Source organism: Nonomuraea coxensis DSM 45129 (assembly GCF_019397265.1).
Taxonomy (GTDB): Bacteria; Actinomycetota; Actinomycetes; order Streptosporangiales; family Streptosporangiaceae; genus Nonomuraea; species Nonomuraea coxensis.
The window spans coordinates 811,824-827,300 of record NZ_CP068985.1; the positions used below are offsets into that span (position 1 = coordinate 811,824).

Here is a 15,477-nt window from a genome sequence, read left to right on the forward strand (position 1 = left end):
GCTTGACGTATCCGCCCGAACGGGCGATGCTGCGACCAACGTGGAGCATGCAGCGAGAGCGAAGTGGACAGGCGTGTGCCGATCGGCTACACTGCCCCTTTGCGCTGCCCTTTGACGACCCGTGATGCTTGCTCACGTTGCGAGGTTGTCTGGCGTGCGTGTAGTCAGTCCGCCGCGAGCCCTCGGAAGGACATCTGTTGGCAGCCTCGCGCAACGCCTCCGCCGTACCCGCTGGTCCCCGTCGCGTGTCTTTCGCGCGTATCCAGGAGCCGCTCGAAGTTCCTGACCTTCTGGCCCTGCAGACCGAGTCTTTCGACTGGCTGCTCGGCAACGACAAGTGGAAGGCCCGGGTAGAGGCGGCTCGTCAGGCCGGGCGCAGGGACGTCCCGACCCAGTCGGGCCTCGAAGAGATCTTCGAAGAGATCAGTCCGATCGAGGACTTCTCGGGGACCATGTCCTTGTCGTTCCGCGATCACCGGTTCGAGCCGCCGAAGTACTCCGTAGACGAGTGCAAAGACAAGGACATGACCTACTCCGCCCCGATGTTCGTCACGGCGGAGTTCATCAATAACACCACCGGTGAGATCAAGAGCCAGACGGTGTTCATGGGGGATTTCCCGCTCATGACGCCGAAGGGCACGTTCATCATCAACGGCACCGAGCGTGTCGTGGTCTCGCAGCTGGTCCGTTCACCTGGCGTGTACTTCGAGCGCACGGTGGACAAGACCTCCGACAAGGATCTGTACGGGTGCAAGGTGATCCCGTCGCGGGGGGCCTGGCTGGAGTTCGAGATCGACAAGCGTGACAGTGTCGGGGTGCGCATCGATCGTAAGCGCAAGCAGGCCGTGACGGTGCTGTTGAAGGCGCTGGGCTGGACGAACGACCAGATTCTGGAGCGGTTCGGTCAGTACGAGTCGATGCGGGCGACGCTGGAGAAGGATCATACGGCGGGTCAGGATGACGCGCTGCTGGACATCTACCGCAAGCTGCGGCCGGGTGAGCCGCCGACCAAGGAGTCGGCGCAGACGTTGCTGGAGAATCTGTACTTCAACGCCAAGCGGTACGACCTGGCGAAGGTGGGCCGCTACAAGATCAACAAGAAGCTCGGGGTGGATGCGGAGATCACGCAGGGCACCCTGACCGAAGAGGACATCGTCGCCACGATCGAGTACATCGTCCGGCTGCACGCGGGCGAGGAGTCGATGCCGGGCGCCAACGGTGAGGTGATCGTCGAGGTCGACGACATCGACCACTTCGGCAACCGCCGCCTGCGCAGCGTCGGCGAGCTGATCCAGAACCAGGTCCGGCTGGGCCTGGCCCGCATGGAGCGGGTGGTCCGCGAGCGGATGACGACCCAGGACGTCGAGGCGATCACGCCGCAGACCCTGATCAACATCCGCCCGGTCGTGGCGTCGATCAAGGAGTTCTTCGGCACCTCCCAGCTGTCGCAGTTCATGGACCAGACCAACCCGCTCGCCGGTCTGACGCACAAGCGGCGTCTGTCCGCGCTGGGCCCCGGTGGTCTGTCCCGTGAGCGGGCCGGCTTCGAGGTCCGTGACGTGCACCCGTCCCACTACGGCCGGATGTGCCCGATCGAGACCCCTGAAGGCCCCAACATCGGCCTGATCGGCTCGCTGGCCTCCTACGGCCGCATCAACGCCTTCGGCTTCGTCGAGACGCCCTACCGCAAGGTCGTCGACGGCAAGGTGACCGAGCAGATCGACTATCTGACCGCCGACGAGGAGGACAGATACGTCAAGGCGCAGGCCAACACGGCGCTCAACCCCGACGGCTCGTTCGCCGAGTCCCGCGTCCTGGTCCGCACCAAGGGTGGTGAGACCGAGCTCGCCCGCGCCGAGGAGGTCGACTACATCGACGTGTCGCCGCGCCAGATGGTGTCGGTGGCCACGGCGATGATCCCGTTCCTCGAGCACGACGACGCCAACCGCGCGCTCATGGGCTCCAACATGCAGCGCCAGTCGGTGCCGCTGCTCAAGAGCGAGGCGCCGCTGGTCGGCACCGGCATGGAATACCGTGCCGCGACCGACGCCGGCGACGTCATCAGCGCCGAGAAGGCCGGTGTGGTGGAGGAGGTCTCCGCCGACTACGTCACCGTCATGAACGACGACGGCACGCGGACCACCTACCGCGTCGCCAAGTTCAAGCGCTCCAACCAGGGCACCAGTTTCAACCAGAAGCCCATCGTCGCCGAGGGCGACCGGGTGGAGGTCAACCAGGTCATCGCCGACGGCCCCTGCACCGACAAGGGCGAGATGGCGCTGGGCAAGAACCTCCTGGTGGCGTTCATGCCGTGGGAGGGTCACAACTACGAGGACGCGATCATCCTGTCCCAGCGCCTGGTGCAGGACGACGTGCTGTCGTCGATTCACATCGAGGAGCACGAGGTCGACGCCCGCGACACCAAGCTGGGCCCCGAGGAGATCACCCGGGACATCCCGAACGTCTCCGAGGAGGTGCTGGCCGACCTCGACGAGCGCGGCATCATCCGCATCGGCGCCGAGGTCGTCCCCGGCGACATCCTGGTCGGCAAGGTCACCCCGAAGGGCGAGACCGAGCTGACCCCGGAGGAGCGGCTGCTGCGCGCGATCTTCGGCGAGAAGGCCCGCGAGGTGCGCGACACCTCGCTGAAGGTGCCGCACGGCGAGTCCGGCAAGGTCATCGGCGTCCGGGTGTTCTCCCGCGAGGAGGGCGACGAGCTTCCTCCGGGCGTCAACGAGCTGGTCCGCGTCTACGTCGCGCAGAAGCGCAAGATCACCGACGGCGACAAGCTGGCCGGCCGGCACGGCAACAAGGGCGTCATCTCCAAGATCCTGCCGGTCGAGGACATGCCGTTCCTGGAGGACGGCACCCCGGTCGACATCATCCTCAACCCGCTGGGCGTCCCCGGCCGCATGAACGTCGGCCAGGTACTGGAGACCCACCTCGGGTGGATCGCCGCCCGCGGCTGGGACATCTCGGGCGTCGAGGAGGCGTGGGCCGAGCGGCTGCGCGACAAGGGCTTCGGCCAGGTCGAGCCGCGCACCAACGTCGCCACCCCGGTCTTCGACGGCGCGCACGAGGAGGAGATCGTCGGTCTGCTCCAGAACACCGTGCCCAACCGCGACGGCCAGCGGATGGTCCAGCCCTCCGGCAAGGCCCAGCTCTTCGACGGCCGCTCCGGCGAGCCGTTCCCGTACCCGATCTCGGTCGGCTACATCTACATCCTCAAGCTGCTCCACCTGGTCGACGACAAGATCCACGCTCGCTCGACCGGTCCCTACTCCATGATCACCCAGCAGCCGCTCGGCGGTAAGGCCCAGTTCGGTGGCCAGCGCTTCGGTGAGATGGAGGTGTGGGCGCTGGAGGCGTACGGCGCCGCCTACGCCCTGCAGGAGCTCCTGACCATCAAGTCCGACGACGTCCTCGGCCGCGTGAAGGTCTACGAGGCCATCGTCAAGGGCGAGAACATTCCCGAGCCCGGCATCCCGGAGTCCTTCAAGGTCCTCATCAAGGAGATGCAGTCGCTGTGCCTCAACGTCGAGGTGCTCTCCAGCGACGGCATGTCCATCGAGATGCGAGACACCGACGAGGACGTCTTCCGCGCCGCGGAGGAGCTCGGCATCGATCTGTCCCGGCGTGAGCCGAGCAGCGTGGAAGAAGTCTGAGGGGGAGATCGCACATAATGCTGGACGTCAACTTCTTCGACGAGCTTCGGATCGGGCTGGCGACGGCCGACGACATCCGTCAGTGGTCGCACGGCGAGGTCAAGAAGCCGGAGACCATCAACTACCGCACCCTCAAGCCGGAGAAGGACGGGCTCTTCTGCGAGAAGATCTTCGGTCCGACCCGCGACTGGGAGTGCTACTGCGGCAAGTACAAGCGCGTCCGCTTCAAGGGCATCATCTGTGAGCGCTGCGGCGTCGAGGTGACCCGGGCCAAGGTGCGCCGTGAGCGGATGGGCCACATCGAGCTGGCCGCGCCGGTCACGCACATCTGGTACTTCAAGGGCGTTCCCTCGCGTCTCGGCTACCTGCTCGACCTGGCCCCGAAGGACCTGGAGAAGGTCATCTACTTCGCGGCCTACATGATCACGCATGTCGACACCGAGATGCGTGAGCGTGACCTGCCCTCGCTGGAGGCGAAGATCTCCGTCGAGCGGCAGCACATCGAGCAGCGCCGCGACGCCGACGTCGAGTCCCGGCAGAAGAAGCTCGAGACCGACCTGGCCGAGCTGGAGGCCGCCGGCGCCAAGGGCGACCAGCGCCGCAAGGTCCGTGAGGGCGCCGAGCGCGAGATGCGTCAGCTCCGTGACCGGGCCCAGCGCGAGCTGGACCGCCTGGAGGAGGTCTGGAGCCGCTTCAAGAACCTCAAGGTCCAGGACCTCGAGGGCGACGAGCTGCTCTACCGCGAGATGCGTGACCGCTTCGGCCGCTACTTCAAGGGCGGCATGGGCGCGCAGGCCATCCAGGACCGGCTGATCGGCTTCGACCTCGACGCCGAGGCCGAGAACCTCCGCGAGACGATCCGCAGCGGCAAGGGCCAGAAGAAGGCCCGCGCGCTCAAGCGGCTCAAGGTGGTGTCGGCGTTCCTCAACACCACCAACTCGCCGCGCGGCATGGTGCTCGACTGCATCCCGGTGATCCCGCCGGACCTGCGCCCGATGGTGCAGCTCGACGGTGGCCGCTTCGCGACCTCCGACCTCAACGACCTGTACCGCCGGGTCATCAACAGGAACAACCGCCTCAAGCGGCTTCTCGACCTCGGCGCGCCCGAGATCATCGTGAACAACGAGAAGCGGATGCTCCAGGAGGCCGTGGACGCGCTGTTCGACAACGGCCGGCGCGGCCGTCCGGTCACCGGTCCCGGCAACCGTCCGCTCAAGTCCCTCAGCGACATGCTCAAGGGCAAGCAGGGCCGCTTCCGCCAGAACCTGCTGGGCAAGCGCGTCGACTACTCCGGCCGTTCGGTCATCGTCGTCGGCCCGCAGCTCAAGCTGCACCAGTGCGGCCTGCCCAAGCAGATGGCGCTGGAGCTGTTCAAGCCGTTCGTGATGAAGCGGCTGGTCGATCTCAACCACGCCCAGAACATCAAGTCGGCCAAGCGGATGGTCGAGCGCGCCCGCCCGGTGGTGTGGGACGTCCTCGAAGAGGTCATCACCGAGCACCCCGTGCTGCTCAACCGCGCTCCGACGCTCCACCGCCTGGGCATCCAGGCGTTCGAGCCGCAGCTGGTCGAGGGCAAGGCCATCCAGATCCACCCGCTCGTCTGCACCGCGTTCAACGCGGACTTCGACGGCGACCAGATGGCCGTGCACCTGCCGCTGTCGGCCGAGGCCCAGGCCGAGGCGCGCATCCTGATGCTCTCGACCAACAACATCCTCAAGCCGGCCGACGGCAAGCCCGTCACCATGCCGACCCAGGACATGGTCATCGGCCTCTACTGGCTGACGACCATGAAGGAAGGCGCGAAGGGCGAGGGCCGCGTGTTCGGCTCGGTGGCCGAGGCGCAGATGGCCTTCGACCGCCGCGAGCTGGACATCCAGGCCAAGATCCAGATCCGGCTCAAGGACGTCCTGCCGCCGCGCGCCTGGGTTGCTCCCGAGGGCTGGGAGCAGGGCGACCCGGTCCGGCTGGAGACCACGTTCGGGCGGTGCCTGTTCAACCAGACGCTGCCGATGAGCTACCCGTTCGTCGACTTCCAGGTCGGCAAGAAGCAGCTGTCCCAGATCGTGAACGAGCTGGCGGAGACCTATCCGAAGATCGAGGTCGCCGCTTCGCTCGACGCGCTCAAGGACGCCGGCTTCCGGTGGGCGACGCGCTCCGGCGTCACGATCTCGATCGAGGACGTCGTCGCGCCGCCGAACAAGACCGACATCATGGAGAACTACGAGCGCCGGGCCGACAAGGTCCAGCGCGAGTACGAGCGCGGTCTGATCACCGACGAGGAGCGCCGTCAGGAGCTCATCGAGATCTGGACGCACGCGACGGCCGACGTCGAGACCGACATGGTCAACGCCTTCCCGGCGACCAACCCGGTCTGGATGATGGTCAACTCCGGCGCCCGTGGCAACAAGATGCAGGTCCGGCAGATCGCGGGCATCCGCGGCCTGGTGTCCAACACCAAGGGCGAGACGATCCCGCGGCCGATCAAGGCCTCGTTCCGCGAGGGCCTGTCGGTGCTGGAGTACTTCATCTCGACCCACGGTCAGCGGAAGGGTCTGGCCGACACCGCGCTGCGCACCGCCGACTCGGGCTACCTGACCCGTCGTCTGGTGGACGTCGCGCAGGACGTCATCGTGCGCGAGATCGACTGCGGCACCGACCGCGCGGTCCCGCTGCACGTCGGCGACCGTGACGCCTCCGGCAACCTGGTCAAGGCGGAGAACGCCGAGTCCAACGTGCACGGCCGCATCCTGGCCGAGGACGTCGAGGTCGACGGCAAGGTCATCGTCCCTGCGGGTGTCGACATCAACGACACGCACGTCACGAAGCTGGTCGAGGCCGGCGTCGAGACCGTGCGCACCCGCAGCGCGCTGGTGTGCGAGGCGAAGATCGGTGTCTGCGCCACCTGCTACGGCCGCTCGCTGGCGACCGGCAAGCTCGTGGACGTCGGCGAGGCGGTCGGCATCATCGCCGCCCAGTCGATCGGTGAGCCCGGCACGCAGCTGACGATGCGGACCTTCCACACCGGTGGTGTGGCGGGCGCCGACATCACCCACGGTCTGCCCCGTGTCACGGAGCTGTTCGAGGCGCGCATCCCCAAGGGTGTCGCCCCGATCTCCGAGGCCGAGGGCCGGGCCAGGATCGACGAGACCGACAAGACCAGGAAGATCGTCATCACTCCGGACGACGGTTCGGAGGAGATCGCCTACCCGGTCTCGATGCGTTCGCGCCTGCTCGTGCAGGATGGGCAGCGCGTCTCGGTCGGCACCCAGCTCGTGGCAGGTGCGGTCAACCCCAACGAGGTGCTGCGCATTCTCGGCCCGCGGGCCGTGCAGCTGCACCTGGTGGCGGAGGTCCAGCAGGTCTACCGCTCGCAGGGTGTGTCGATCCACGACAAGCACATCGAGATCATCGTCAGGCAGATGCTCAAGCGGGTCAACGTCCTGGAGTCCGGCGACACCGACCTGCTGCCCGGCGAGCTCGTCGAGCGGCCGAGGTTCGAGCAGATGAACCGCGAGACGGTGGCCGAGGGCGGCACCCCGGCCGCGGGCCGTCCGGTGCTCATGGGCATCACCAAGGCGTCGCTGGCCACCGAGTCGTGGCTGTCGGCGGCCTCCTTCCAGGAGACCACCAGGGTCCTGACGGACGCGGCGATCCACGCCAAGTCCGACTCGCTCCTGGGCCTGAAGGAGAACGTCATCATCGGTAAGCTCATCCCGGCCGGCACGGGCATGCCCCAATACCGCAACATCCGGGTGGAGCCGACCGAGGAGGCCAAGGCGGCCATGTACACCGTCGGCGGTTACGACGGCTCGGCGGCCGACTACACCTTCGGCACCGGCAGCGGCGAGGCCGTGCCGCTGGAGGAGTACGACTTCGGCCAGTACAACCGGTAAATCCGCGACGAACGACGCGCCCGGGTTCCTCTACCGAGGGGCCCGGGCGCGTCGCTTCTCCGGGGCCTCCAGGCCCGCGGGGGCGTGGTTCCGGGTCGCGGTCCGGTGACGGTTCGCCGTACCGCGAACGAAAGCCCGTCCGTGCCTATATCATTGGCCGGGAGCTGTGGGACGGGCCGCATGTGAGACACCGTATGAAGCAGGGCCCCGACGACCCGGAGCGGCATGGCTTGCTGGTCATGCTGCGCCGTTTTGACGTGTCGCTCGGGCCTGGGTAGTCTTGAGCATCGTGCCCGTTCTCATGCGGGCTCTCGACCGTGCGCTCATGACAAGCGCAGGACGGTCTTCCGGCTCGTAAACCTCGCGGGACGTCTGCGTGAACAACGCGACACGCCCGAGCGCGGGGGCACCGGGACGGAGAAAATCAGCAGGTCATGACACCGGCAGCACCTGCGAAAAGCACCACCGATGACGTAACACCGGCCAAGGCACGAAACGGAGTGGCAGTGCCCACTATTCAGCAGTTGGTCCGCAAGGGCCGGCAGGACAAGGTCTCCAAGACCAAGACTCCTGCCCTCAAGGGGAGTCCCCAGCGGCGCGGCGTCTGCCAGCGCGTCTACACCACGACTCCGAAGAAGCCCAACTCGGCACTGCGCAAGGTGGCCCGTGTTCGGCTCACGAACGGCATCGAGGTCACGGCTTACATCCCCGGTGTGGGTCACAACCTTCAGGAGCACTCCATCGTGCTCGTGCGTGGCGGTCGTGTGAAGGACCTGCCTGGTGTTCGCTACAAGATCATCCGCGGTTCGCTCGACACCCAGGGTGTCCGCAACCGCAAGCAGGCCCGCAGCCGCTACGGCGCGAAGAAGGAGAAGAGCTAACAATGCCTCGTAAGGGTTCTCCTGGCCGTCGTCAGCTCATGGCCGACCCGGTCTACAGCTCGCCCCTGGTCACCGCGCTGATCAACAAGGTCCTCCTTGACGGCAAGCGCTCCATCGCCCAGTCGATCGTGTACGGCGCTCTTGAGGGCTGCAGGGAGAAGACGGGCAACGACCCGGTCGTCACCCTGAAGCGCGCGCTCGACAACGTCAAGCCCACCCTCGAGGTCCGCAGCCGCCGTGTCGGTGGCGCGACCTACCAGGTGCCGGTCGAGGTGCGCGCCGCGCGCAGCACCACCCTGGCCCTGCGCTGGCTGGTGCAGTACTCCCGCGCCCGCCGCGAGAAGACCATGACCGAGCGCCTCATGAACGAGCTCCTCGACGCCAGCAACGGCCTCGGGGCGAGCGTCAAGAAGCGTGAGGACACCCACAAGATGGCCGAGTCCAACAAGGCCTTCGCCCACTACCGCTGGTAACCCCGGCGGGTCCGACGAGACGACGAGGACGCGAGTTACAGTGGCCGCTACGACCGCTCTTGACCTGGCCAAGGTCCGCAACATCGGGATCATGGCCCATATCGACGCGGGCAAGACCACCACGACCGAGCGCATCCTGTTCTACACCGGCATCAACTACAAGCTCGGTGAGGTCCACGAGGGCGCAGCCACCATGGACTGGATGGAGCAGGAGCAGGAGCGCGGCATCACCATCACGTCCGCCGCGACGACCTGCGAGTGGCTCGGTCACACGATCAACATCATCGACACCCCTGGTCACGTCGACTTCACCATCGAGGTGGAGCGTTCGCTCCGCGTCCTCGACGGCGCGGTCGCCGTGTTCGACGGCGTCGCCGGTGTTGAGCCCCAGTCAGAGACGGTGTGGCGTCAGGCGGACCGCTACAACGTCCCGCGCATCTGTTTCGTGAACAAGATGGACCGGGTCGGCGCGGAGTTCCACCGCTGCGTCGACATGATGGTCAGCCGTCTGGGCGCCACGCCGGCCGTCATCCAGCTCCCGTGGGGCGTTGAGGCCGACTTCAAGGGCGTCATCGACCTCATCAAGATGAAGGGCCTCATCTGGAGCGCCGAGGCGGCCAAGGGCGAGATGTACGACACCGTCGACATCCCGGCCGACCACGCCGACGCCGCCCGTGAGTGGCGCGACCGCCTCATCGAGACGGTCGCCGAGAACGACGACGAGCTGATGGAGCTCTTCCTCGAGGGCACCGAGCCCTCCGAGGAGCAGCTCGTGGCGGCCCTGCGCCGCGCGACGCTGGCCAGCGCCATCAACCCGGTCCTGTGCGGCACCGCGTTCAAGAACAAGGGCGTGCAGCCCCTGCTCGACGCGATCGTGGCCTATCTCCCGGCGCCGACCGACATCCCGGCCTTCAAGGGCCACGCGGTCGGCAACGAGGACAAGGTCGTCGAGCGCCACGCGGACCCGACCGAGCCGTTCTCCGCTCTGGCCTTCAAGATCGCCAGCGACCCGCACCTGGGCAAGATCACCTACATCCGCGTCTACTCGGGCACGCTCGAGTCCGGTTCACAGGTCATCAACTCTGTGAAGGGCAAGAAAGAGCGGATCGGCAAGATCTACCAGATGCACGCCAACAAGCGCGAGGAGCGCCCGACGGCGATCGCCGGCCAGATCGTCGCGGTCATGGGTCTGAAGGACACCACGACCGGCGACACCCTGTCCGACCCGTCCAACCAGGTCGTGCTCGAGTCGATGACGTTCCCGGCCCCGGTCATCAACGTCGCCATCGAGCCCAAGACCAAGGGCGACCAGGAGAAGCTGTCGACCGCGATCCAGCGGCTGGCCGAGGAGGACCCGTCCTTCCAGGTCCGCCGTGACGAGGAGACCGGCCAGACGGTCATCTGGGGCATGGGCGAGCTTCACCTGGAGATCCTCGTCGACCGCATGCGTCGCGAGTTCAAGGTCGAGGCCAACGTCGGCCGCCCGCAGGTCGCCTACCGCGAGACCATCCGCCGCAAGGTGGAGAAGATCGACTACACCCACAAGAAGCAGACCGGTGGTTCCGGTCAGTTCGCGCGGGTGATCATCGACCTCGAGCCGCTCGGTGAGGGCAACGACGGCTACGAGTTCGAGAACAAGGTCACGGGTGGCCGCGTCCCGAGGGAGTACATCCCGTCGGTCGACGCAGGCGCCCAGGAGGCCGCCGAGTTCGGCGTGCTGGCCGGCTACCCGATGGTGGGCGTGAAGGTGACGCTCCAGGACGGTGCCGCGCACGACGTCGACTCCTCGGAGATGGCCTTCAAGATCGCCGGCTCGATGGCCTTCAAGGAGGCCGCGCGCAAGGCGGACGCCGTTCTTCTCGAGCCGATGATGGCCGTCGAGGTCACCACGCCCGAGGACTACATGGGTGATGTCATCGGTGACCTCAACGGTCGCCGCGGGCAGATCCAGGCGATGGACGAGCGGGCCGGTGCCCGTGTCGTCCAGGCGCTCGTGCCGCTGTCTGAGATGTTCGGCTACGTGGGCGACCTGCGTAGCAAGACGCAGGGGCGCGCGAGCTACAGCATGCAGTTCGACTCCTACGCGGAGGTGCCTCCGGGCATCGCCAAGGAGATCGTCGCGAAGGCCCGGGGCGAGTAGTTCCGGTCCCTGGCGGGGTGGTGCGAGCCACCCCGCCGCCTAGGGGTCTGGGATCTCCCGGGCCCGAGTGTGCAGACGAAAGTCAGTCAGATTCTCTAAGGAGAGAACCAGTGGGCAAGGCCAAGTTCGAGCGGACCAAGCCGCACATGAACATCGGCACCATTGGACACATCGACCACGGCAAGACCACGCTGACCGCGGCGATCACCAAGGTGCTTCACGACCGTTACCCCGAGCTCAACAAGGCGACCCCGTTCGACAAGATCGACAAGGCGCCCGAGGAGAAGGCTCGCGGCATCACGATCTCCATCGCGCACGTCGAGTACCAGACCGAGAAGCGCCACTACGCCCACGTGGACTGCCCCGGTCACGCCGACTACGTGAAGAACATGATCACCGGTGCCGCCCAGATGGACGGCGCCATCCTGGTGGTCGCCGCCACCGACGGCCCGATGCCGCAGACGAAGGAGCACGTCCTCCTGGCCCGCCAGGTCGGCGTCCCCTACATCGTCGTGGCCCTCAACAAGTCCGACATGGTGGACGACGAGGAGATCCTGGAGCTCGTCGAGCTCGAGGTCCGCGAGCTGCTGTCGGCGCAGGAGTTCCCCGGCGACGACCTGCCCGTGGTGCGCGTGTCCGCGCTCAAGGCCCTCGAGGGCGACGAGAAGTGGGCCGACAGCATCATCGAGCTCATGAACGCCGTGGACGAGAACGTGCCCGAGCCGCCGCGTGAGACGGAGAAGCCGTTCCTCATGCCGGTCGAGGACGTCTTCTCGATCACCGGTCGCGGCACGGTCGTCACCGGCCGTATCGAGCGCGGCATCGTCAAGGTCAACGAGCAGGTCGACATCATCGGCATCAAGCCGGAGAAGACGACCACCACCGTCACCAGCATCGAGATGTTCAACAAGATGCTCGACGAGGGTCACGCCGGTGACAACGCCGCCCTGCTGCTCCGCGGCATCAAGCGCGACGACGTCGAGCGCGGCCAGTGCATCATCAAGCCGGGCACGACCACTCCGCACACCGAGTTCGAGGGCCAGGTCTACATCCTGTCCAAGGACGAGGGCGGCCGGCACACGCCGTTCTTCAACAACTACCGCCCGCAGTTCTACTTCCGTACGACGGACGTGACCGGCGTGGTGAACCTCCCCGAGGGCACCGAGATGGTCATGCCGGGCGACAACACCGAGATGCGCGTTGAGCTGATCCAGCCCATCGCCATGGAGGAAGGCCTGAAGTTCGCGATCCGTGAGGGTGGCCGCACCGTCGGCGCCGGTCGGGTCACGAAGATCATCAAGTAGCCAGACCGTCGGGGCGGCGGTCGGGCCCCGAATCCCGGGCCCGACCGCCGTTCCGCGTGGACCTCGCGCAAGGCGCCGTGATCCAGCAGTGAATTCGGTCCCAGTGACCGAAGTCACTGCCGGATCACGGAAGAAAAGGCAGATCGACTACGTCTGCCTCGTGGGGTCGAAGCAGGCACCGTCCTGCACAGACATAGCGGCAACAGGCCGCACGATACTTTTTCAGACGACAGCGAAGGACACCGAGGCCACTATGGCGGGACAGAAGATCCGCATCCGGCTTAAGGCCTATGACCACGAGGTCATCGACAGCTCGGCCAAGAAGATCGTCGAGACGGTGACGCGGACTGGCGCGAAGGTCGCGGGCCCGGTGCCGCTGCCGACCGAGAAGAACGTGTACTGCGTCATCCGCTCGCCGCACAAGTACAAGGACAGCCGCGAGCACTTCGAGATGCGCACGCACAAGCGGCTGATTGACATCATCGACCCGACCCCCAAGACGGTCGACTCGCTCATGCGGCTCGACCTCCCCGCGGGTGTCGACATTTCGATCAAGCTCTGAGGGAACGCACTGACATGGCTAAGACGATCAAGGGCGTCCTGGGCAAGAAGCTCGGCATGACCCAGGTCTTCGACGCGGACAACCGGATCGTACCGGTGACCGTGGTCGAGGCCGGTCCGTGCGTGGTGACCCGGGTCCGCACCGCGGAGAAGGACGGCTACGCCGCCGTCCAGCTCGGCTACGGGCAGGTCGACCCCCGGAAGGTCAACAAGCCGCTCGGCGACTACCTGCGCAAGCACGACATCACCCCGCGCCGTTACTTCGCGGAGATCCGCACCGACGACGCGAGCGACTACACCATCGGCCAGGAGCTGCTGGCCGACACCTTCGAGGCCGGCCAGTTCGTCGACGTGACGGGCAAGAGCAAGGGCAAGGGCTTCGCCGGTGTCATGAAGCGGCACGGCTTCGCTGGTCTGGGCGCGTCGCACGGTACGCAGCGCAAGCACCGCTCGCCGGGTTCCATCGGTGGCTGCGCCACCCCGGGCCGCGTTTTCAAGGGTCTGCGCATGGCTGGCCGGATGGGTAACGTCCGCACCACCGTGCAGAGCCTCAAGGTTCACGCCGTGGACGCCGAGAAGGGTCTCATCCTCATCAAGGGTGCGATTCCCGGCGCCAACGGCAGCCTGGTCCTCGTCCGTACCGCTGCCAAGAAGGGGGCTGCCAAGTGAGCACCACTATTGACGTCCTCGACGCCAGCGGCGCGAAGGCCGGCACCGTCGACCTCCCCGAGGACATCTTCGGGGCCAAGGTCAACGTTCCGCTGATCCACCAGGTGGTCGTGGCCCAGCTCGCCGCTCGCCGGCAGGGCACCCACAAGACCAAGACCCGCGGTGAGGTCTCCGGCGGCGGCAAGAAGCCGTACCGCCAGAAGGGCACCGGCCGCGCCCGTCAGGGCTCGACCCGCGCGCCGCAGTTCGCCGGCGGTGGCGTCGTGCACGGCCCCGTGCCGCGCGACTACTCCCAGCGCACGCCCAAGAAGATGAAGTCCGCCGCGCTGCGCGGCGCGCTGTCCGACCGCGCGAGCGGCAACCGCGTGCACGTGGTCAGCTCGCTGGTCACGGGGGAGACCCCGAAGACCAAGGCGGCGCTGGAGGCCCTGCGCAAGATCACCCAGGCTCCGCGTGTCCTCGTCGTGGTCGACGAGGCCGACGAGCTGACCTGGCTGAGCCTGCGCAACGCTCCCGAGGTCCACCTGCTGGACGCCGGGCAGCTCAACACCTACGACGTGCTCGTGCACGACGACGTGGTCTTCACCCAGGAGGCCTACGACCAGGTCGTCGCTCGCCTGAGCAACAGCGGGAAGGAAGAGGCCTGATGGAGAAGATCGCCGACCCGCGCGACGTCATCATCAAGCCGGTCGTCTCCGAGAAGAGCTACGGCCTGATCGATGAGAACAACAAGTACACGTTCCTGGTGAAGAAGACCGCGAACAAGACCCAGGTCAAGATCGCCGTCGAGCAGATCTTCGGGGTCAAGGTCACCAGCGTGAACACGATCAACCGGCAGGGCAAGCGCAAGCGCACCCGCACCGGCTACGGCAAGCGTCCCGACACCAAGCGCGCGATCGTGAGCCTGGTCGAGGGCGATCGGATCGACATCTTCGGTCAGATCGGCTAGCAGCCAGAGGAATGAGCGGACTCCCGTGGTCCGCGGGGTGAGACCGCCGCACGTCCGTGCGGCGGGCTCACCCATGTAACCGACGAAGGATGAACGAAAAAGATGGGCATCCGTAAATACAAGCCGACGACTCCCGGTCGCCGCGGATCGAGTGTCTCGGACTTCTCCGAGATCACCCGCAGCGAGCCCGAGAAGTCGCTGCTTGCGCCCCTTCACAACAAGGGCGGCCGCAACGTGCACGGCCGGGTGACCGCACGCCACCAGGGCGGCGGCCACAAGCGCGCCTACCGGATCATCGACTTCCGTAGGCATGACAAGGACGGCATCCCGGCGAAGGTCGCTCACATCGAGTACGACCCCAACCGCACCGCCAACATCGCTCTGCTGCACTACGCCGACGGTGAGAAGCGCTACATCATCGCGCCGACGGGCCTCAAGCAGGGCGACCGCATCGAGAACGGCCCCGCGGCCGACATCAAGACGGGCAACTGCCTGCCGCTGCGCAACATCCCGACCGGTACCTTCATCCACGCGGTGGAGCTCCGTCCGGGCGGCGGCGCCAAGCTCGGTCGTTCCGCCGGAGCCCAGATCCAGCTGCTCGCCAAGGAAGGCCAGTACGCCACCCTGCGTATGCCGTCCGGTGAGATGCGCATGGTCGACGTGCGCTGCCGGGCGACGGTCGGCCAGGTCGGCAACGCCGAGCAGGCCAACATCAACTGGGGCAAGGCCGGCCGTATGCGGTGGAAGGGCAAGCGCCCCACCGTCCGCGGTGTCGCGATGAACCCCGTGGACCACCCGCACGGTGGTGGTGAGGGCAAGACCTCCGGTGGTCGCCACCCGGTGAACCCGAAGGGCAAGCCCGAGGGCCGCACCCGCCAGGCGAACAAGGCCAGCGACCGGCTGATCATCCGGCGTCGCAGCAAGAGGAAGAAGCGGTAGGAG

General features: G+C 66.7%; 11 protein-coding genes. All 11 read left to right on the forward strand.

The window, feature by feature from the left end:
• Positions 1-197 precede the first annotated feature (197 nt).
• The 11 genes from rpoB to rplB all read left to right on the forward strand — a co-directional run bounded on the left by rpoB (position 198) and on the right by rplB (position 15,474).
• Positions 198-3,665 carry a DNA-directed RNA polymerase subunit beta gene (rpoB, locus tag Nocox_RS04255; protein ID WP_219495575.1) on the forward strand — a complete coding sequence of 1,156 codons (3,468 nt, stop codon included), beginning with the start codon at positions 198-200 and terminating at the stop codon, positions 3,663-3,665.
• A gap of 17 nt (positions 3,666-3,682) precedes the next feature.
• Positions 3,683-7,558 (forward strand): DNA-directed RNA polymerase subunit beta', encoded by a 3,876-nt coding sequence (locus Nocox_RS04260; RefSeq protein ID WP_020542316.1) that lies wholly within the window; start codon positions 3,683-3,685, stop codon positions 7,556-7,558.
• Positions 7,559-8,064: 506 nt separating this feature from the next.
• The gene (gene rpsL, locus Nocox_RS04265; protein ID WP_020542315.1) at positions 8,065-8,439 is read left to right on the forward strand and encodes a 30S ribosomal protein S12; all 375 of its coding nucleotides are present in this window, start codon (positions 8,065-8,067) and stop codon (positions 8,437-8,439) included.
• 2 nt (positions 8,440-8,441) lie between these two features.
• Positions 8,442-8,912: a 30S ribosomal protein S7 gene (rpsG, locus tag Nocox_RS04270; RefSeq protein ID WP_020542314.1), complete on the forward strand. Its 471-nt coding sequence runs from the start codon at positions 8,442-8,444 to the stop codon at positions 8,910-8,912.
• Positions 8,913-9,003: 91 nt separating this feature from the next.
• Positions 9,004-11,052, forward strand: coding sequence for an elongation factor G (gene fusA, locus Nocox_RS04275; RefSeq protein ID WP_051112520.1), 2,049 nt, complete (start codon positions 9,004-9,006; stop codon positions 11,050-11,052).
• A 110-nt stretch (positions 11,053-11,162) separates the two neighbouring features.
• Positions 11,163-12,356, forward strand: a complete 1,194-nt coding sequence (gene tuf / locus Nocox_RS04280) for an elongation factor Tu (protein WP_020542312.1) — start codon at positions 11,163-11,165, stop codon at positions 12,354-12,356.
• Between the two features lie 253 nt (positions 12,357-12,609).
• On the forward strand, positions 12,610-12,918 hold the full coding sequence (gene rpsJ / locus Nocox_RS04285; protein WP_012887830.1) for a 30S ribosomal protein S10: 309 nt from the start codon (positions 12,610-12,612) through the stop codon (positions 12,916-12,918).
• Between the two features lie 14 nt (positions 12,919-12,932).
• A complete protein-coding gene (gene rplC / locus Nocox_RS04290; RefSeq protein ID WP_020542311.1) occupies positions 12,933-13,586 on the forward strand; it encodes a 50S ribosomal protein L3 in 654 nt (217 codons plus the stop codon).
• Positions 13,583-14,233 (forward strand): 50S ribosomal protein L4, encoded by a 651-nt coding sequence (gene rplD, locus Nocox_RS04295; RefSeq protein ID WP_020542310.1) that lies wholly within the window; start codon positions 13,583-13,585, stop codon positions 14,231-14,233. Before rplC ends, rplD begins: the two co-directional genes overlap by 4 nt.
• Positions 14,233-14,535 (forward strand): 50S ribosomal protein L23, encoded by a 303-nt coding sequence (gene rplW, locus Nocox_RS04300; protein ID WP_020542309.1) that lies wholly within the window; start codon positions 14,233-14,235, stop codon positions 14,533-14,535. Before rplD ends, rplW begins: the two co-directional genes overlap by 1 nt.
• 102 nt (positions 14,536-14,637) lie before the next feature.
• Positions 14,638-15,474 (forward strand): 50S ribosomal protein L2, encoded by an 837-nt coding sequence (gene rplB, locus Nocox_RS04305; RefSeq protein ID WP_020542308.1) that lies wholly within the window; start codon positions 14,638-14,640, stop codon positions 15,472-15,474.
• Positions 15,475-15,477 lie beyond the last annotated feature (3 nt).

Bases quoted from the DNA above. Each gene is read 5' to 3' on its own strand.
- Nocox_RS04260 (WP_020542316.1), top strand. From the start codon at position 3,683: ATGCTGGACGTCAACTTCTTCGACGAGCTTCGGATCGGGCTGGCGACG.
- rpsG (WP_020542314.1), top strand. From the start codon at position 8,442: ATGCCTCGTAAGGGTTCTCCTGGCCGTCGTCAGCTCATGGCCGACCCG.
- fusA (WP_051112520.1), top strand. From the start codon at position 9,004: ATGGCCCATATCGACGCGGGCAAGACCACCACGACCGAGCGCATCCTG.
- rpsJ (WP_012887830.1), top strand. From the start codon at position 12,610: ATGGCGGGACAGAAGATCCGCATCCGGCTTAAGGCCTATGACCACGAG.
- rplC (WP_020542311.1), top strand. From the start codon at position 12,933: ATGGCTAAGACGATCAAGGGCGTCCTGGGCAAGAAGCTCGGCATGACC.
- rplW (WP_020542309.1), top strand. From the start codon at position 14,233: ATGGAGAAGATCGCCGACCCGCGCGACGTCATCATCAAGCCGGTCGTC.
- rplB (WP_020542308.1), top strand. From the start codon at position 14,638: ATGGGCATCCGTAAATACAAGCCGACGACTCCCGGTCGCCGCGGATCG.